Raw genomic sequence first — 20107 nt, 5'->3', positions numbered from 1 at the left:
GATGGTCGTTGACATGGTGTTTCAAGTTACCCACGGGGTTACTGATGGGTATACCGGTAGGTCACCCGGAAACATGAGGAATCCCTCACTTTCGTGTGTCATCATGGGTGTCACGTTCACGTCCCAGACGACTCCTCAACGAGCCGGGGATTGTCAATGTCCATGTGTGGCAGGCGTGTCCATCCGTTGTACCCGTTAGTTCCGATCAGGCAGGGCTGCCGAGGTCGTTGTCGCCTGCGATGCCCCCGGTGTCGTGGACGACCCCGTTCTCATCGACGAGGAATTCGCCGGCGCTCCCGCCTGCACCCAACACTCCGCCGACCACCGAGACCGACCACCACAGAGGAGTACTCGTGACCGTCGACCAGTTCCGTACCGGCTCGCAGGGCGCCGCCAACGCCGAGCGCCCCACCACCACCCTCATCGACCGGCTCGCCCAGGGTGAGCCCTACGCGATCAGTTTCGGCGGTCAGGGCGGCGCGTGGCTGCCGACGCTGGCCGAGCTGGTCGTAGACGCCGACCTCGAACACCGGATCGCCGCCATCGTGGAGGCCGCGGAACAGCTCGTCGCGCCGGTCGCCGACGACCTCGTCGTCGCCCGCGCCGAGGGCTTCCACCCGCTCGCGTGGGTTCACGCACACGACGCAGGCGAAGAGGTGCCGACCGAGGCCGCACTCGCCGACTTCACGCTCTCGGGTCCGGGAGTGCTGCTGACCCAGCTCGCCGCCATCGAGGCGCTGCGCAAGCAGGGGCTCGACACCGCCACCCTCCCGCCCAACGCCGTCATCGGACATTCGCAAGGCTCCCTGGCCACCGACGCGGTCGGAGCCGAGGGAAGCGCCGCGGAGGCCGGACAGGGCCTGCTGCTCGCCGTCGCCCACCTCATCGGCGCCGCAGGTTCACTGATCGCGCGCCGCCGCGGACTCGGTGTCACCACCGACGGCGCGCCGATGCTCGCGGTCAACAACGTCACCCCGGCGCGCGTCGACGAGATCCTCGACCAGTACCGCGCCGGTCTGGCCGAGAGCGACCTGGCCACGGCGCCCGTGGTGTCGATCAAGAACAGCCGCAATGCACTCGTGCTCTCCGGCGCCCCCCGTCACCTCGCCGGCTTCGTCGCCCTCTGCGAGCGCATCGCCGCCGCCGAGGCAGACGAGCGCAAGCGCAAGCTGACCGGCGGCGCGCCGTTCGCCCCGAAGTTCGACCACCTGCAGGTGTCGGTCGCCTTCCATCACCCCAACATGGCCGAGGCCGTCGAACTCGTCGGTGAGTGGGCCGACCGCTGCGGCATCGACCGCGAGCTCGCCACCCGCCACGCCCACGACATCCTCGTCGCGCACGTCGACTGGGTCTCCTCCGTCGACGAGGTCGTCGCCGGCGGCGCCAAGTGGATCCTCGACTTCGGTCCCGCCGACATCGCGACCCGTCTCACCTCCTCGCTCGTCCGCGGTCAGGGCGTCGGCCTCGTCCCCGCGGCGCTGCGCGTCGGGCAGCGCAACCTCTTCAGCCCGGGCGGCGTTCCCGAGGTCGCCGCCCCGTGGTCGCAGTTCACCCCCACCCTCGTCGAGCTGCCCGACGGTCGCACCGTCGTCGAGACCGCGTTCACGCGTCTCACCGGTCGTTCGCCGATGCTGCTCGCGGGCATGACCCCGACCACCGTCGACCCGGCGATCGTCGCCGCCGCCGCCAACGCCGGCCACTGGGCCGAGCTCGCCGGCGGTGGGCAGGTCACCGAGGACATCTTCGCCCGCAACATCGCCACCCTCACCGATCTGCTCGAGCCGGGCCGGGAGGCACAGTTCAACGCGCTGTTCCTCGACCCCTACCTGTGGAAGCTGCAGCTCGGCGGCAAGCGCCTGGTGCAGAAGGCCCGCGCCCAGGGCGCACCGCTCGACGGCGTCATCGTCTCGGCCGGCATCCCCGAGCTCGAGGATGCGGTCGCCCTGGTCGATGAGTTCGTCGAGGCCGGACTCCGCTTCGTCGCCTTCAAGCCGGGCACCGTGGAGCAGATCCGCTCGGTCGTCCGGATCGCCGCGGAGGTCCCGCACCACCCGATCATCGTCCAGATCGAGGGCGGCCGCGCCGGTGGCCACCACTCGTGGGAGGACCTCGACGACCTGCTGCTGGCCACCTACGGCGAACTCCGTGCCCGGCCCAACGTCGTCATCTGCGTCGGCGGTGGCATCGGCACCCCGGAGCGGGCCAGCGAATACCTGACCGGCGTCTGGTCGACCGGTTACGGCTACCCGCTGATGCCGCTCGACGGCATCCTCGTCGGCACCGCGGCGATGGCCACCAAGGAGGCCACCACCACGCCCGAGGTCAAGCAGCTGCTGGTCGAGACCGCCGGTATCGACGAGTGGATCGGAGCGGGCCACGCCACCGCCGGAATGGCTTCCGGCCGTTCGCAGCTCGGCGCCGACATCCACGAGGTCGACAACACCGCCTCGCGTTGTGGCCGTCTGCTCGACGAGGTCGCCGGTGACGCCGAGGCCGTCGCCGCCCGCCGCGACGAGATCATCGCGGCGATGGCGGACACCGCCAAGCCGTACTTCGGCGACGTCGCCACGATGACCTACCGCGAATGGCTCGAACGCTACGCCACCCTCGCGGTCGGCGATGCACACGGCGATCAGCATCCGTGGGCCGACATCACCTGGCAGCAGCGTTTCGTCGAGATGCTGCAGCGCACCGAGGCCCGCATGCACCCGCAGGACTCGGGCCCGATCCCGACGATGTTCGCCGACCTGTCCGCCACCGACGATCCGCACGCCGCGATCGACGCGCTGGGCAGCGTCTACCGCGAGATCGACACCGACATCCTGCATCCCGCCGACGTCGCGTTCTTCCTCGAGCTCTGCCGCACCCCGGGCAAGCCGGTCAACTTCGTGCCGGTCATCGACAAGGACGTGCGCCGCTGGTGGCGTAGCGACTCGCTGTGGCAGGCCCACGACGCGCGCTACGGCGCCGATGCCGTCTGCGTCATCCCGGGCCCGGTCGCCGTCGCCGGCATCACCCGCGTCGACGAGCCGGTCGGCGAACTGCTGGACCGCTTCGAGGCCCGAGTCGTCACCGATCTGCTGACCGCAGGGGTGCGTTCGGCGCAGGTCGCCTCCCGACATCGCGCGGGACTGGTCCCCGACGCCGGTGTCCTGACCGCGGTCCTGGAGTCCGATGACGTGAGCTGGGCGGGGCGGATCGTCCCGAGCCCGGTCGCGCTCCTCGGTGACCGCGACGCCTGGTCGGTGGTCGCCCCCGAACGTGCCGAGCACGAGCCCACCGGTGCGGTGATCGAGCAGGTCGGTTCGGAGCACGGCGTGACCCGCTTCGATCTCGTGGTCCCGATCTCCGGTGCGGCTGTGCGTATCCCGCTGCTCGCCGGCCTCGGTGTGCGGGACGGGGGCTCGCCCGTCGTCGGACTCGACGACGCCGCCGGCGCGATGACCGAGATCCTCACCGTCGCCGCGGGCGGCGACCTCGCCGAGGTGACCGACGGCACCGCGACCACCTCCATCACCTGGCAGCCGGACTCGGTGGCCGACCACGCGTCGGTGACCGGCTTCTCCCTGCCCGCGAACCTGCGCCCGACCACGCCGACGGAACCCTTCGGCTTCGCCGTCCCCGACACCCTGGTCGGCGCCTGCTGGCCGAGCGTGTTCAGTGTCATCGGTGCGGCCCGCACGGAGACCGGCGCACCGGTCGTCGAGGGCCTGCTCGACCTGGTCCACCTCGACCATGCGATCGCCCTCACCGGTGAAATCCCCACGGAGACCGCCGAACTGACGATCACCGCGCGGACCGGAGCGGTGCGCGACTCCGAGGTGGGGCGTGTCGTCGAGGTCTCGGTCGAGATCGCCGGACCGGCCGGACCGATCGCCACCCTCGAGGAGCGGTTCGCGATCCGCGGACGCCTCGGTGCGGCCGAGCTCACCGACCCACTCCGGGCGGGCGGTGCACCGACGGCCGAGCAGTCGGCCACCCGCAAACTGCTCCGCTCGGCCACCATCACCGCGCCGAACCGGATGCACGGTTTCGCCGTCGTCTCCGGTGACCGCAACCCGATCCACACCGACGCCTCGGCCGCCAAGCTGGCCGGACTCGGTGAGCCGATCGTGCACGGCATGTGGCTGTCGGCCGCCGCTCAGCAGGTCGTCACCGCCACCGACTCGAAGAACCCGACGCCGTCGGCGCGTCCGCTGATCGGATGGACGGCACGTTATCTGGGCATGGTGCGCCTCGGCGACACCATCACCGTGCGCGTCGACCGCGTCGGTCTCGACAACGGCCGCGAGGTCGTCGAGGTCAGCGCCAAGGTCGGGGACAACCTGGTCATGAGCGCCACCGGCCTGCTGGCCGCCCCGCGGACCGTCTACGCGTTCCCGGGCCAGGGCATCCAGAGCAAGGGCATGGGCCTCGACGCACGGTCGCGCTCGAAGGCCGCCCGCAAGATCTGGGACCGCGCCGACAAGCACACCCGCCAGGCACTCGGCTTCTCGATCCTGGCCGTCGTGCGGGACAACCCGACGACCCTGGTCGCCAACGGCACCACCTACAACCATCCCGACGGCGTGCTGTACCTGACGCAGTTCACCCAGGTCGCCATGGCGACCCTCGGTGTCGCGCAGATCGCCGAGCTCAAGGAAGCCGGCGGGTTCGTCGAGGGCGCCATCACCTGTGGTCACTCGGTCGGTGAGTACAACGCACTCGCGGCCTGTGCCGGAGTCCTGCCGCTCGAGGCCGTCCTCGAGGTCGTGTTCCAGCGCGGCGAGGCCATGCACCATCTCGTTCCCCGAGATGAGCAGGGCCGCAGCGACTACCGCATGGCCGCGATCCGGCCGAGCCAGTTCGGACTCGCCGATGCCGACGTGACCGGCTTCGTGGCCGGCCTCGGCGAGGAGATCGGGGAGTTCCTCGAGGTCGTCAACCTCAACCTGCTCGGTTCGCAGTACGCGATCGCCGGAACGGTCCGCGGCCTGGAACACCTCGAGGCCGAGATCGACCGTCGCCGTGCTGAGTTCGGCGGCAAGCGGGCCTTCATCGTCATCCCGGGTATCGACGTCCCGTTCCACTCCAGCGTGCTGCGCGCGGGTGTGCCGGAGTTCCGCGGCAAGCTCGAGGAACTGCTGCCCACCGACATCGACATCGACATCCTGATCGGTCGCTACATCCCGAACCTGGTGCCGCGCCTGTTCAACCTCGGACGCGATTTCGTCGAGGAGATCGCGGCACTCGTGCCGTCCGATCCGCTGAACGCCGTTCTCGCCGACTGGGACTCCTGGACCGCGAAGCCCGCCGAGCTGGCCCGTGTCCTCCTGATCGAGCTGCTCGCCTGGCAGTTCGCGAGCCCGGTGCGCTGGATCGAGACCCAGGACCTGTTGTTCAGCGGTCCGGAGCGCAACGGTCTCGGCGTGCAGCGCTTCGTCGAGATCGGTTTGAAGGGTGCCCCCACCCTGACCGGTCTGGCGAACAACACCCTCAAGCTCGACGACTACGCCTCGGCCACCACCGAGGTCGTGAACGTCGAACGCGACTCCGACGTGATCCTGGCCAAGGACGCCGGCCACGAGCCGGACGAGGACGAGATCGACGCCCCCGCAGCGTCGGCCGACGCTCTGGCGGAGGCGGCGCCCGCCGCGGCGGCACCGGCTCCGGCGGCAGCTCCGGCCGCCCCCGCCGGCGGCCCGCGTCCCGACGACATCGCCTTCACCCCATCGGATGCGGTGAAGTCCGTGATCGCGCTGTGGACCAAGATGCGCGTCGACCAGATCGGTGCGGCCGACACCATCGAGGCGCTGTGTGACGGTGTGTCCTCGCGTCGCAACCAGCTCCTGCTCGACATCGGCGGCGAGCTCGGACTCGGCGCCATCGACGGTGCGGCCGAGGCCGACATGGTCGCACTGGCATCGACCGTGGAGACCCTGGCGCGCGGCTACCGGCCGCTGGGTCCGGTCCTGACCGACGCCGTCAGCGACCAGATCCGCAAGGTCCTCGGCCCAGTGGGCAAGCGCCAGAACTACATCACCGACCGGGTCGCCAACGTGTGGCAGCTCGGACCCGGCTGGGGCCTGCACGCGACCGTGGCGCTCGCCCTCGGTACCCGGGACGGTGCCTCGGTCCGCGGCGAGGCACTGGGCAACCTGCTCGACGGCCCGGTCGCCAACGCGGACGCGCTCGACACGCTGATCGACAAGGCGGTCACCGCCGTGGGTGCCGAAAAGGGTATCGCGGTGAGCAAGCCCGCCGGCGAATCCGGCGGCGGCGCAACGGTTGACGCGGCCGCTCTCGGTGAGTTCACCGAGCAGATCACCGGTCGCTCGGGAGCGCTGGCCTCGGCGGCCTACACGGTGTTGGAGAAGCTGGGACTCGCCGAGGTCGCCGACCTCGCCGAGGCCGCGGCCGACCCCAACGCCGAGCTCGCCGAACTCGTCAGTGCCGAACTCGGATCGGACTGGGCGCGCACCGTCGCACCGGCGTTCGACGACGCCAAGATCGTCCTGATCGACGACCGGTGGGCAACCGCCCGTGAGGATCTCGTCCGTCTCTGGCTGACCGACGAGCACGAGCTCGACGCCGACTTCGAGAAGGTCGTCGGCGGGTTCGTCGGAGCCGGGGACACCGTCGCCGAACACGCCACCTGGTGGCAGGGCAAGGCCCTCGCGAGCGGAAACGCCGTGCACGGCCGCGTCTTCGGGGCGATCGCGCACGCTGCCGAGAACCCGGAGAAGGGCATCTACAGCCGCGAGATCGCCGTCGTCACCGGCGCCAGCAAGGGGTCGATCGCCGCGGGTGTGGTGGCGGGCCTCCTCGCCGGTGGCGCGACCGTCATCGCGACGACCTCGCGACTGACCTCCGAACGTCTGGCCTTCTACAAGAAGCTCTACCGCGAGAACGCCCGCACCGGTGCCGCGCTGTGGATCGCCCCGGCGAACATGGCGTCGTACAACGACGTCGACGACCTGGTCGAGTGGGTCGCGACGGAACAGACCGAGAACCTCGGCGGCACGACCGCGGTGGTGAAGCCGGCCATGAAGCCGACGATGCTGTTCCCGTTCGCCGCCCCGCGGGTGGCCGGAGATCTCACCGACGCCGGTGCTCGCGCCGAGCTCGAGATGAAGGTCCTGCTCTGGTCGGTCGAGCGGCTCATCGCCGGTCTGGCGGAGGTCCACTCCGACCACGACATCGCGGCCCGCCTCCACGTGGTCCTGCCCGGTTCCCCGAACCGCGGCATGTTCGGTGGCGACGGCGCCTACGGCGAGAGCAAGGCCGCCCTCGACGCGCTCGTGACGCGCTGGTCGGCGGAGGAGTCGTGGGGGTCGAAGACCACCCTGGCCCACGCTCTCATCGGCTGGGTGCGCGGCACCGGGCTGATGGGCCACAACGACGGCATGGTCGACGCGGTCGAAGCCGCCGGTGTCCGCACCTGGAGCACCGAGGAGATGGCCGCCAACCTGCTGACGCTGTGCACGCCCGAGCAGCGTGCGTCCGCGGTCGACGCGCCCGTCCTGGCCGACTTCACCGGCGGGCTCGACGCCTCGACCGACCTCAAGGCGCTCGCGGCCACTGCTGCAGCCGCTGCCGAGGCCGCCGAGGACGCCGACGAGGCACCGGCGTCGACCACCGTCGCCGCGCTCCCGGCACCTGCCCGCGCACCGCGCGGCATGCGTCCGGAATGGCCGTCGATCGACGCGCGTCCCGAGGACCTGGTGGTCATCGTGGGTGCCGGCGAGCTCGGACCGTACGGTTCGGCACGGACCCGCTTCGAGATGGAGGTCGACGAGAAGCTCTCGGCGGCAGGTGTTCTCGAGCTGGCCTGGAACACCGGTCTGATCCACTGGGATTCGGCTCCGAAGCCGGGCTGGTACGACACCGAGTCCGGTGATCCGGTGCCGGAGAGCGAGATCGCCGAGCGCTACCACGACGAGGTCGTCTCGCGGTGCGGCATCCGCCGCTACGCCGACGACGGCGCGATGGTCGACAACACCTCGCCGCTGCTCACCTCGGTGTTCCTCGACGAGGACCTGACCTTCACCGTCAACTCGGAGGCCGAGGCCCGTGCGTTCGCCAGTGCCGACCCCGAGAAGACCCGGGTGACGCAGAACCCCGACGGCGACTGGCAGGTCACCCGCCTGGCCGGCACGGAGATCCGTGTGCCGCGCAAGTTCTCGCTGACCCGCACCGTCGGCGGTCAGATCCCGACCGGTTTCGACCCGACCCGCTGGGGCGTCAGCCCCGACATGGTCGAGGCAATCGACCGGGTCGCGTTGTGGAACCTGGTCGCCACCGTCGACGCGTTCCTGTCGTCCGGCTTCACACCGAGTGAACTGATGCGGTGGGTGCACCCCGGCCTCGTGGCCAACACCCAGGGCACCGGTATGGGCGGCATGGCGTCGATGCGAGACCTGTACGTCAACACCCTGCTCGGTGAGGCGAACGCCAACGACATCCTGCAGGAGGCGCTGCCGAACATCGTTGCGGCACACGTCGTCCAGTCCTACGTGGGCAGCTACGGCGCGATGATCCACCCGGTCGCGGCGTGCGCCACGGCGGCGGTGTCGGTCGAGGAGGGCGTCGACAAGATCCGTCTCGGCAAGGCGCTCTTCGCGGTGGCCGGCGGATTCGACGATCTCGGCATCGAGGGCATCGTCGGCTTCGGCGCGATGTCGGCGACCGCCGATTCGGCGAAGATGACCGCACGCGGCATCGACGACCGCCGGTTCTCGCGAGCCAACGACCGTCGACGGGGCGGGTTCGTCGAGTCGGCCGGTGGTGGCACGATCCTGCTCGCCCGCGGCGATGTCGCGGCGCAGATGGGTCTGCCGGTCCTCGGCGTGGTGGCGTGGGCGCAGAGCTTCGGCGACGGCGTGCACACCTCGATCCCGGCTCCGGGACTCGGTGCGCTGGGCGCCGCCCGCGGCGCACTGTCCTCGCCGCTGGCCAACGCCCTGAGCGTGCTCGGGGTCGGCGCCGATGACGTCGCGCTGGTCTCCAAGCACGACACGTCGACGAAGGCCAACGATCCCAACGAGTCCGAGCTGCACGAACGGCTCGCCGAGGCGATCGGACGCGGTACGGGCGCCCCGCTGTTCGTGGTGTCGCAGAAGTCGCTCACCGGTCACGCCAAGGGTGGCGCCGCCGCCTTCCAGCTGATCGGTCTGTGCCAGATGCTCCGTGACGGCATCATCCCGCCGAACCGCAGCCTGGACTGCGTCGACGAGAAGATGAAGGAGTACCCGCACCTGGTCTGGCCGCGCGAGACCCTGCAGCTGGGCGAGCGGTTCCCGCTCAAGGCCGGTCTCTTGACCAGCCTCGGCTTCGGGCACGTGTCCGGGCTCATCGCGGTCGTCCATCCGGAGGCGTTCATCGCCTCCCTGGCACCCGAGGAGCGGGAGACCTACCGGCAGCGCGCCGACGAGCGTGCACGTCTGGGCAGCCAGCGCTTCCTGCAGTCGATCTGCGGGGGCGAGCCTGCCTACCAGCGTCCGCCGAACCGCCGCTTCGACGAGTCGGTCGACGAGCACGACGCCGAGGCGGGCATGCTGCTCGATCCGTCGGTGCGTCTCGACGAGGCGGATGTGTACGGTTCCGGTCGGGTGCCGGAAAACCGTTGACCGCAGCGGATTCGGGAAGTGAGGCGAAGCCGGGGGAGATGAGCGTTCTCGGAGTGGGCATCGACATCGTGTCGATCCCGGAATTCGCCGAGCAGCTCCGGCAGCCGGGTACGACGTTCGCCGACCGGTTCACGGTCGGCGAGCGTCGGGACTCGGCTGCCGGAACCGGCGACGATGCACGGCATCTCGCCGCGCGCTGGGCGGCCAAGGAGGCCGTGGTGAAGGCGTGGTCGGTGAGCCGGTTCTCGCGTTCCCCGCTGTTGCCGCTGATCCGGCACAGCGACATCGAGGTGGTCACCGACACCTGGGGCCGGCCGGCGATCCGGTTGTCCGGTGAGATCGGTAATCATCTGCGCGACACCGTCGTCCACGTGTCGTTGACCCACGACGGGGACACGGCTGCGGCGGTTGCGATCCTCGAGGGCCGATAGCGCCCCGCAGAACGCGACGACCCGGGGTTCAGACCGCCGTCGACTCCTCGAGCAGCAGATAGCCGGCGAGCATGCGCTTGAGCTCGGCAACGGTCTCGTCGTGGTCGTGGCCGTCCTGCACCGAGAAACTGAGCAACGAGTACGCCGTGTGCACCAGCACCTGCGACATCATCTCGCGCCGTTCACGCTGAGAAGGCGTGAGCGGCGCGATTATTCGTGCGACCTGCTCGGCGAGGACGCGTTCGTTCTCCGACGCCGTCGCGCGGGTGGCCGGGGTCGACTGGACCGCCAGCCACACCGCACGCCGCGACGGATCGGTGCGCCACAGCGCCGCGAGGTGGTCGAGGAACTTCTCGAGAAGACTGGGCCACTCGAGCGAGGGCACCTCGCTGGCGAACGCGGTCAGCTCCTCGCGCACGTCGACGGTGTCCTGCCGGTCGAGCTCGCAGACGATGACGTATTTGTTCGCGAAGTACTGGTACAGCGTGCCGATCGGGACCTCGGCGCGGGTCGCGATCTCCTCGCAGGTCAGGGATTCGAATCCGACGTCGATCAGCAGTTCGCGGGCCGCCTCGAGCATCGCCTGGAACTTGCGCTTGCTGCGTTCCTGGGTGGGCCGCTTACGCGGCACCAGCGGCTGGGCGGACTCGGTCATCGCGATGTCTCACACGGACAGGTCGCGGCGCAGCTTGGCGACGTGCCCGGTCGCCCGGACGTTGTACTGAGCGAGGGCGATGGTCCCGTCGGTGTCGACGAGGAACGTGGAGCGGATGACACCGGTGACGGTCTTGCCATACATCTTCTTCTCGCCGAAGGCACCCCACTCGGTCAGCACCTTTTTCTCGGGGTCGCTCAGCAGCGGGAAGGTGAGTCCCTCCGCCTCGACGAACTTGGCCAGCTTGGCCGGCTTGTCGGGGGAGATGCCGAGCACCGTGAGGCCCGCATCGTCGAGCTCGGCGAGGTTGTCGCGAAAATCGCACGCCTGCTTGGTGCAACCGGGCGTCGACGCCGCCGGGTAGAAGTAGACGATGACCTTCTGGCCGGCGTAATCGGACAACGACACCGGATTCCCGTTCGCATCGGGCAGGGTGAACGCGGGAGCGCGATCACCGACGGACAAACGCTGTGCCTCCGCGGGGGGAGTGACCTCTGCCATGAGAGCCAGGCTAGTGCATGGTCACATGTCACGAGGCGGGGATGTCGTAGCATCGAATCGCCGCCGTCTGGCGGCGATCTGGAAGTCAATGACAACGCGTGAGCAGTGACGACGCGTGACAGAGCGAGAAGCGCCGGAAGGATGCAACGTGGCCGGAGACACCGAACGTATCGAGCAGGACATCGCCAGGGCCCGTGAGGACCTTGCCAACACGCTCGACGCGCTCGCCGAACGTGCCAACCCGCAGCGCCTCGCCGACGACGCCAAATCCAAAGCGCTGGCGACGCTGCAGAAGCCCGCGGTGATGTACTCGATCGCCGGTGTGGGCGCGCTCGTGCTCGTCTTTGTGGTCCGCAAGATCGCGAGCTGATCCACGCCGCTGCCGGCCCGCCGGGAACAAGAGTCTCGACGACACGTACAAACCCGTTCCGACCAGGCGATTTCACAACTGGCGACGGTGTCCTGTAATGTTCCTTCTCGCCGCCGGGAGGCAAACCGGAGGCGAAACCGGCAAGCGCCATTAGCTCAATTGGCAGAGCAGCTGACTCTTAATCAGCGGGTTCGGGGTTCGAGTCCCTGATGGCGCACAGAGTCTCACAAGACGCCTCGCAGAAGCTGCGGGGCGTTTTGTGGTATCCCGGGTCGGCGGGACGTCGGGGTCTGTGGCGTGCCGAGTATTTCCCGGGCATCGTCGCCCGGACCGTGCAGGACACGCCGCCGAACGGACGACACAGACGGAGTTCTGCAGGCGGGTTCTCGTACACTGGTGCGAGATTCGGGACGCATTCGGCCGTCCGGTCATCGGAGTCGGTCGAGACAGGTGGGAGAGAGATGGGGATCGGTCGTTCTTCTCGACGGATGCCGCTGATCATCAGTGGTGTGCTGCTCGCGATCATCGCGCTCGTGACGTCGTGCTCACAGGAGGCGTCGTACTCCGACAACGTGACCAGCTCGAGCCTCTTCGACGACCTGCTCAAGCCCGCTGTGGACATCACCGAACTGAACAATCAGCCGCTGAGTGACAACACGGTCGGCGTGCAGCCGGGTGCCCCGATCAAGGTCACCACGAGCGAGGGCACTCTCAGTCGCGTGCTCATCACCAAGTCGGACGGGACCCCGCTCAAGGGCTCCTTCAGCGACAACGACACCGTCTGGGTCAGCAACGAGGCGCTCGGCTACAACCGCACCTACACGCTGGAGACCGACGCGGTCGGCATCGGCGGCGCGGTCACCAAGAAGGTCACCTTCACGACCAGCAGCCCCAACAACCTGACGCAGGCCTACCTGACCCCCAACCCGGGTGAGACCGTCGGCGTCGGTCAGCCGATCGCGGTGAAGTTCGACGAGCCGATCCCGAACCGTCGCGCCGCGCAGAAGGCCATCCGGGTCACCACCGATCCGCCGGTCGAGGGCGCGTTCTACTGGATCAGCGACAGCGAGGTCCGGTGGCGTCCCAAGGAGTACTGGAAGCCCGGTACCAAGGTGCGGGTCGCCGTCAACACCTACGGCATCGACCTCGGCGACGGCCTGTACGGCCAGGAGAACGTACGCACCAACTTCACGGTGGGCCGCAGGATGATCATCACCGCCGACGACAACACCAAGCAGGTTGTCTTCGAGCGTGACGGCCAGGTCATCAAGAGCATGCCGACGTCGATGGGCAAGCCGGGTGACGAGACCGACAACGGTGTCTACCTGATCGCCGACAAGCACGACCACATCATCATGGACTCGTCGACCTACGGTGTGCCGATCACCTCGTCCAACGGCTACCGCACACCCGTCGACTATGCGACGCGGATGTCCTACAGCGGCATCTTCTTCCACTCGGCGCCGTGGTCGGTGTGGGCCCAGGGCAACACCAACACCAGCCACGGCTGCCTCAACCTCAGCCCGGAGAACGCGCTGTGGGTCATGAACAACACGTTGCGCGGCGACCCGGTGGTCGTCAAGAACACCACGGGCGGCACCCTCTCGGGCACCGACGGGCTCGGTGACTGGAACATCCCGTGGTCGGAGTGGCGCAAGGGCAACGCGGACGACTCCTGATCCATGATTCGTCTGTCCGGGGCCCGCTCGCCGGGATCTCGCATGGGCCTGCTGAGGAGCGGAGGGCTCCGGTGGATCGTCCCGGCCTGTGCGGTGGCGGTTGCCGGCACCGCGCTCGGGGGTTCGGTTGCAGTGGTTCACGCAGCACCGTCGATCGTGTTGCCGAGCTCGGGGTGCGAGGCGGACCTGCCACCGAAGCCGAAGATGGGCCCGGTCGATCCGCGTGATCTGATCCCGCGCTTGCCCGACCGGTTCAGCATCCCGCTCCCGTATCCGCGAATCGTGCCGGTGCCCGAGCCGGCCCCGGAGAAGCCGGTGGTGCGCATCCCGTCGGAGAAACCGCCGAAGGATCCGTGCTCGGATCCGTGCCCGGACATCACCGACCCGCCCAAGCCGAAGCCCGGCACCGGCGGGCCCGCCCTGAGCATCGAGTTCCCGAAGATCACCTTCGATCCGGCGCCGAAGGACATCCCGGTCCCGGTGCCCAACCCGAATCCGCCGCCGGTCCCGCCACCGCCCGCGGCCATCGCCCCCGGCGTCGACGCCGGTCCGGTCGCATCCAGGCCGGCGCGTCCGCGCGTGTCCGACGTCGATCTCGTCAGCACGCTCACCGGCAAGGGTTCCACGAGCCGCACCGACAAGCGCTGGCAGATCCACGGCACCGACCTCGGGATCATGTGGGAGTCGACGCCGGGCAAGGTCGCCGTCGTCTTCGGTGACACGTTCGGCAAGGGGTTCCGTCCGCCGGGAGCCAACGGTCGGGACTGGCGCTCCAACGTGCTCGGGTTCTCGAGCGACAAGAAGCTGTCCGACGGGATGAGCATCGACACGATGATCCAGGACAGCCGATGCCACGCCGCGGAACTCCTCAGCGCACGGCGCATCGACCGCTACGAGATGACCGTCATCCCGACGTCCGGTTTCGCGGTCGGTGACCGGCAGTTCATGACCTACATGTCGGTGCGGACGTGGGGCGAGATCCCGGGGGTGTGGCTCACCAACCACGGTGGGCTCGCCTACTCCGACGACGGCGGGTCGACGTGGACGAAGGACCCGTACGCCCGATGGGACAACATCTTCGGCGTGAGCCAGTTCCAGGTGTCGTCGATGGTGCCGCAGGGCGAGTACGTGTACATGTTCGGTACGCCCAACTCGCGGATCGGCTCCGTGGGCCTGGCGCGGGTCCACCGCGATCACGTGCTGAACAAGACCGCCTACCAGTACTGGCGCGACGGAAGATGGGTTCCGGCCCGGGACGGCAATGTCGCCTCGGTGATCTTCGCCGGCCCCGCGGGCGAGGTGTCGGCCCGGTACGACGAGAAGTCGCAGCGCTGGCAGCTGACCTACCTCGATGCCTTCCGCGGGGCGATCATGTTGCGCAAGGCCCGTGAGCCACAAGGACTCTGGTCCGAGCCCTCAGAACTGGTCCACTCGTCGAAATACGCCCAGCTCTACGGTGGCTTCATGCACCCGTGGTCGAGCGGTGAGGATCTGTACTTCACCATGTCGACCTGGACCGACTACAACGTCTCATTGATGCGGGCGCGCATCCGCTGACCGATGCTCAGCCGACCTCGAACGTCCGCGATGTACCGCTGATCTCCCGGACGCGTCCGCCCCCGTCACGGCTGTTGCCGTTGTACTTGATCCGGTACGTTCCCGATGTCCCGGCGGGCGGTCGCCACGTGATCGTGATGCGCGAGGTGTCGGTGCTGCCGGCCGGACGTGCCCAGCGGAACTCGGTGGACCAGTCGTTGTCGTCGGCAACCGTCTTCCAGGTCCCGCCGTCGCGCCGCTGGACCTCCAGATACGTTCCGCCATGGCGGAAGTCGTTGTTGGGATGGGCGCCGACGAAGTCGACGGTCACGGTCTGCTCCGGACGGTGGGACCCGCCGGGCTGCTTCAGCACGTCGCCGTAGGCGTGACCGGCGATGGGCCGGTCGGCGGGCACCGGCGGGACCAGATCCGGCTGTAGGCCGGACTTGTCGACCGGCGCCGGACCGCGATCGAGACCCCTACCCGATGCCATGGCACCGGCGAGCTTCGCGAACTCCTGCATGTACGCCGGCAGTGTGTAACGGCCGTACTGGGTTTCGCCGCCCTCGTACTGCTGGAGGTCGTATTCCTCCGGGGTGGTGACGTACTGGGTGTAGGCGTTCGCGTAACCCTGGACGAGCACGTTGTCGATGTCGACGCGCAGTTCATCGGCGACGACCCGCCGCAGCCGGAGTCCGGCGACGACGGTCACCTCGGCCGGGACCGCGACGAGCACGAGCTCGCCGATCCGCATGATCTGCAGCGGGACCACGGACGGAATCCAGCCCGACGGCGGCATGAGTCCGAGCGGGAAGAGAATCAGCTTGGGCGCCTGCATGTCCCGCACCCACGGGGCGATCGGCGGTGTCTTGTCACCGCCGAGCGCGGTGACGAGAGGGTTGGTCATGCCCTCGACGAGGAGGGGGAGCGGCTGCTCGTAGTTGTCCTCGCTGCTGGTCGCCGCGGCGGCTGCACCCATCATCGCCGGCGTCGTCGACGCCGGTTTCCCGTCGGGTGTGAAGGTTCCGGACACCCGCACCGCGGACATGTCGACATAGCGGGTGACCGAGTCGACGCCGCCGCGCGTCATCGGACGGCTGGCGTCGAAGGCGCGTCGCCCGGCGATGTACTGGCGCTCACCGATCAGTTCGCAGTTGCGCTTGTTGTCCGTGGTCGGCCCACTCGGCGTGAACCACTTGAGGGAGAGGTTCGGCGTCATGTCACCCGAGTTCGTCTGTGGGAAAGCCGCGACGAAGCCCGGTCGGGTGCGCTCCCACAGGTAGCTGGCGTACCCCTTGTTGTCGCCGGCGATCAGCACGTTGTGGTCGGCCAGCGAGGTGCCATGGGTCGAGAACCAGGTGATGGCCCCGACGTCCTTGCCGCTGGTGTGCCGCAGGCGCAGGACGGTGACCTGCGGATCGATCGCATTGGGGAACAGCTTCTTCTCCGACGACGGGTTGGCGTCGAAGGCGACCTTGGACCGGTTCGCGCTGGCGTTGTGTAGTTCCTCGCGGCCGATGGTGATCGTACCGGGGGCCAGGTTCTCGTGCGCCCGCACGATGGCGGCGAACATACCGTTGACCTCGGCGTCGTAGGAGTTCTTCTTGAAGCCGAAGGCGGCGAGCGAATACGCGTGGTCCCAGGCGGTTCCGCCGCAGGAGGCGTGCGAATGCTGCGCGTTGAGGTTGACGTTCGCCTCGGTGTAGATCGAGCCGAAACGCTTGCTCAGCTTCTCCATCAGCCCCATGTGGTGCGACTGGAAAAGGCAGGCGATGTCGGCGGTCAGGAAGACCACGCGCTTGCCGGTCGCCTGGTCGACGATGATGTAGGCACGCGCCCAGCATCGTTGGAGAAGTCCGGCCGCGACCTGCTCGGGGTTGGAGTAGCCCATCATGCCCTGTCCGGCGACGGCACCCGTGACGTCGCCGATGCCGCAGCCGACGAGGTAGTCCGTCGAATCGGCCGGAGCCGCCGACGCCTTACCGGCCCGGCCCGTGTTCAGCGCCAGGCCGGCGCCCGCGGCGGTCACCGCCGCACCGGCGATCAGTTGTCTCCGTGTCACGTTCACGTAGTGGGTCCCTTTCCGGCGTTCTCTGGGGCGTCGACGATGTGAGTCGACAGGTTGGTGACCGTGGCGTCGGCGATGAGGTCGCAGACGGTGCGGTCGCGGATGTTGAGGTACGACAGGGTGATTCCGTCGGTGGCGGCGAGGATGAGCGGTGCCAGTTCGGTGGTGGGCCGGTCCCAGCCGGTGCCGGTGACCGTGGCGACGCCGTCGAGTGCTCCGGCGATCGCCTCGTAATACCGGAGGTACATCTGTGCGCCGAGGTCGCTCAGACCGTCGGTCTGCCTGGCGTACTGGTTGAGCGAGATCATCGCCTGCTCACGGTCGGGGTCGGCCTGCACTCCGTCGATGTAGGCAGAGAGCGCGGTCTGGAGAATCGCCAGCACGCCGGCCCGTCCCGGCAAGATGTCCTGGGTGCCCTCGCCGAGCGCCGCACCCACGGCGCTGAGCTCCTTCTCGGTTCCGTGCTCGACGAGTGCGGCGAGGAGTTCGTCACGGGTGGCGAACACGTAATGGAAGGTCGACAGCGTGACGCCGGCCTCCGCGCAGATCGCTCGCGTGGTCGCGCCGTCGACCCCGCGTCGGGCGATCACCCGAAATGCGGACTCCAGCAGTAGTTCTCGCCGTTCCTCGACAGGCATCCTCATGGTCGTGGCACCGTCACCGCAGTTGGGTCATCTGAGGTCATCGAGGATCTCGCGTGCCGCACGACGGCCCGAGCGCACCGCGCCGTCCATGTAACCGGTCCAGTGGTCCGAGGTCTCCGTCCCGGCCCAGTGGATGGGGCCGACGGGCTCGCGGAGTGCGGGGCCGTATCTGGTTAGTGTCCCCGGTCGGCTGACGGCGACCGGGCCGCCGCGCGACCACGGTTCGAGGTCCCACTTGAACACACCGTGGTCGATGAAATCCCGTGCCTCGGGACCGAAGTACTCGACGAAGTTGGCGATGCACTCCCTGACCAGCGTGGATTCGGGTGCGTGGTCGAGGCGTCGCATCGCGTCGGCCGAGATGAAGCCCATCAGGATGTGCTGGTTGTCGGCGTAGCTCTCGAAGGTGACATCGATGGGGCGTCCGGACCCGTAGACCTGCCCGGACAGACCTTTGTCCCGCCAGCACGGTCGACGGTAGATCGCCGCGAACTTGCTGACCGCACCCATCCGGTAGCCGCGGTGGATCCCGATGCGTGCGGCGGGAAGCCCTGGGCGGTAGTCGATCTGGCCGGCGATGGCGGGGGACATGGCGACGATGACACGGCGGGCGCGGTGGGTTCCGGCGTCGCCGGTGACGGTCGCGATGCCGTCGGAATACGAGATCGACCGGACGGGCGCGTGGTAGACCACGTTCGCGGCGAGCTCGCGGGCCATCCGCAGCGGGATGAGTGCGGCGCCCCCTTCGAAGAGCCGCTCCTGCGCCCCGCCGTCGGTGCTCAGGAGTCGGACGAGGGTCCCGGGATTCTGTTCGTCACCGGATGCCGCGATGTAGTTGAGGTAGTAGAGCGCGGACACCTCGTCGGGCCGGACGGACAGTGGCGCCGACATCGCGATCTGCACCAGGTCGCGCGCCGTCTGGGTGTCGGCGATCTGGTGGGTGTACTGCCCCCACGTGATCGAGTCCAGGTAGGCGGCGTTCGGGTGTTTCCACGGTTCGCCGACGGGGAATCCGGCCAGTGCATCGGCCTGCGCCCGGGCCAGGGCGGCACCCGCCTGTCCGAGGTCGGCGACGGCCGGTACCGGCAGGGCGGCGGGTACGCGCGTCGTGCCGGTGCGGCTGACGAAGATGCTGTCGCCGGCGTTGTAGGTGCGCAGGGTTCGGACGTCGTACTCGCGCGCCAGTCCGGCGATGTGACCCTGTGTCGGACCGATGAATTCGGCCCCGGCGTCGAGCGTGGCACCCAGCCTGGGCGAGGCGATGTTGTGCACGCGGCCGCCCGCGCGTTCCCGGGCTTCCAGCACGGTGACCGAGGCTCCCGCGGCTTTGAGAGCCTTCGCAGCAGCGAGTCCGGACAGTCCTGCTCCGACGACGATGACGTCGACGATCCCCGACGGTGCCGCCGATGCCCGTCCGGAACCGACGAGCGAAGCCCCCGCCACCGCGCCGGTCACCGCCAGCGTTCCGCCGAGGAAGTTCCGGCGTGAGAGGTGTGTGCTCATGTGATCCCCCGATCTCCTGGTGGCGCGAGAGTATCGACCACATGTTCAGGTCAGATGACCTGAAGTATCGAGAGAGTAACAGGGAAGTGTGAGGTGCGACACCCCGCTACACACGTAGAATCGCCACTTCCGGCACAGCGCTGCTTGGGAGTAGCGCCGGTGTGCCCGAAGTGGCGATGAAGCGGAGACTTATCTGCGCGCGCGATCATCACGGCGCGCACTCGGGCGCGGCCGCGGAATCAGGGACCGGAAATCAGTCCTTGTTGCCGGGGATTCCGACCATGAATCCGACCCCGATGATGATGCACGAGATCAGCGCGACGACGAACATGACCCAATAGGCTGGCATGTGCCTCACGGTACTGCGGGAGATGTTCGTCCGCAGCTACTCCGGGATCATTGAGGTCCAAGTACCCGCAGGTCGTGGGCACAAGGTTGCGAGGAGGATCGAGGCGAGGGTGGCTTCGGCGTCGGAGGCGTTGCGCAGGTCGATGACTTGGCGCAGGTGCAGGCGTGGCTGATCGCCGGACGCCGGGTCGGGTCCGTGGATTTCGGTGCGCACCTGTTCAAGGTGCTCGGCGAAGCGTCGGGGTATGTCGGGTCGCCGGTTGATGCGTTCGGGATTCGGAGGCGCGCCGGGTTCGGCGTTGAGCCGCCAGGCGCAACGGCCCGCGTCGGGGCCCTCGCGGACCATGCGGGTGGTGTATTGGCCGGGTTGCCCTCCGACCATCCGATTGTGTTTCGGACACGCGGGTGCGAGGTCGGTGATGTCGGTGAGTCCGCCGAGGCCCCAATCGAGTTGGGCGTGATGCATTTCCACGTGTGCTGCGGATAGGTCGCAGTCGGGTGTGGAGCAGACCTCGCCGTCGGGTCGGGCGAAGGACACCAGTCGTTGTTCGCGGGTGGCCAGGCGTTTGCCGCGTCCGAAGTACAGCGGTATCGCGGTGGCGTCTTTGAACACGGCCAGCCAGTGTTGGGCGTCGGCGGCGAGGTCGATGAGGTCGGGGATGGGGATCAGGGTGCCGGTGGCGGTGGTGGCGAACCCGGCTTCGCGGATCAGATCGTTGAGGTCGGCTTTGACGATCACCTGTATCGGCAACCCGCGGTGACTC

Annotated in this window: 11 protein-coding genes and 1 tRNA gene; 6 read left to right on the top strand and 6 right to left on the bottom strand. The window is 68.6% G+C overall.

Annotated elements, in window-relative coordinates; translation table 11 throughout:
- Window positions 1-353: 353 nt before the first annotated feature.
- Together NWF34_RS21635 and NWF34_RS21630 are read left to right on the top strand one after the other, a co-directional pair.
- A complete protein-coding gene (locus NWF34_RS21635) occupies window positions 354-9608 on the top strand; it encodes a type I polyketide synthase (protein ID WP_258326029.1) in 9255 nt (3084 codons plus the stop codon).
- Window positions 9609-9646: 38 nt separating this feature from the next.
- Complete coding sequence (locus NWF34_RS21630) at window positions 9647-10039, top strand: holo-ACP synthase (RefSeq protein WP_006437916.1); 393 nt, start codon at window positions 9647-9649, stop codon at window positions 10037-10039.
- A gap of 28 nt (window positions 10040-10067) precedes the next feature.
- Here NWF34_RS21630 and NWF34_RS21625 read toward each other — a convergent pair whose 3' ends face one another.
- Both NWF34_RS21625 and bcp read right to left on the bottom strand, forming a co-directional pair.
- Window positions 10068-10694 (bottom strand): TetR/AcrR family transcriptional regulator, encoded by a 627-nt coding sequence (locus tag NWF34_RS21625; RefSeq protein WP_024498184.1) that lies wholly within the window; start codon window positions 10692-10694, stop codon window positions 10068-10070.
- A 9-nt stretch (window positions 10695-10703) separates the two neighbouring features.
- The gene (gene bcp, locus NWF34_RS21620; protein WP_006437918.1) at window positions 10704-11195 is read right to left on the bottom strand and encodes a thioredoxin-dependent thiol peroxidase; all 492 of its coding nucleotides are present in this window, start codon (window positions 11193-11195) and stop codon (window positions 10704-10706) included.
- A 148-nt stretch (window positions 11196-11343) separates the two neighbouring features.
- On the opposite strand from bcp, the gene NWF34_RS21615 reads away from it, so the two are divergent.
- The 4 genes from NWF34_RS21615 to NWF34_RS21600 all read left to right on the top strand — a co-directional run bounded on the left by NWF34_RS21615 (window position 11344) and on the right by NWF34_RS21600 (window position 14801).
- Window positions 11344-11565: a DUF3618 domain-containing protein gene (locus NWF34_RS21615; protein WP_024498984.1), complete on the top strand. Its 222-nt coding sequence runs from the start codon at window positions 11344-11346 to the stop codon at window positions 11563-11565.
- Window positions 11566-11709: 144 nt separating this feature from the next.
- Window positions 11710-11782, top strand: a tRNA-Lys gene (locus tag NWF34_RS21610).
- Window positions 11783-12053: 271 nt separating this feature from the next.
- Window positions 12054-13244, top strand: a complete 1191-nt coding sequence (locus NWF34_RS21605; protein WP_024498983.1) for an Ig-like domain-containing protein — start codon at window positions 12054-12056, stop codon at window positions 13242-13244.
- A gap of 42 nt (window positions 13245-13286) precedes the next feature.
- Window positions 13287-14801: a DUF4185 domain-containing protein gene (locus NWF34_RS21600; RefSeq protein WP_024498982.1), complete on the top strand. Its 1515-nt coding sequence runs from the start codon at window positions 13287-13289 to the stop codon at window positions 14799-14801.
- A 7-nt stretch (window positions 14802-14808) separates the two neighbouring features.
- On the opposite strand, the gene NWF34_RS21595 is transcribed toward NWF34_RS21600, so the two are convergent.
- The 4 genes from NWF34_RS21595 to NWF34_RS21580 all read right to left on the bottom strand — a co-directional run.
- Entirely contained in the window at window positions 14809-16848 is a 2040-nt protein-coding gene (locus NWF34_RS21595; RefSeq protein ID WP_258326028.1) for a neutral/alkaline ceramidase, read from the bottom strand.
- Window positions 16845-17486: a TetR/AcrR family transcriptional regulator gene (locus NWF34_RS21590; protein WP_024498980.1), complete on the bottom strand. Its 642-nt coding sequence runs from the start codon at window positions 17484-17486 to the stop codon at window positions 16845-16847. The genes NWF34_RS21595 and NWF34_RS21590 overlap by 4 nt, the downstream gene beginning before the upstream one ends.
- 33 nt (window positions 17487-17519) lie before the next feature.
- On the bottom strand, window positions 17520-18995 hold the full coding sequence (locus NWF34_RS21585) for an FAD-dependent oxidoreductase (RefSeq protein ID WP_024498979.1): 1476 nt from the start codon (window positions 18993-18995) through the stop codon (window positions 17520-17522).
- 385 nt (window positions 18996-19380) lie between these two features.
- The coding region (locus tag NWF34_RS21580) for a 13E12 repeat family protein (protein WP_258326027.1) at window positions 19381-20107 on the bottom strand (727 nt) is incomplete at its 5' end.

Origin of the sequence: Gordonia sp. GONU (assembly GCF_024733855.1) — a bacterium.
In the GTDB taxonomy this organism is placed as follows: Bacteria; Actinomycetota; Actinomycetes; order Mycobacteriales; family Mycobacteriaceae; genus Gordonia; species Gordonia amicalis.
Note: the sequence above shows the minus strand (reverse complement) of the source record. Positions and strands in the feature narration are given on the sequence as shown.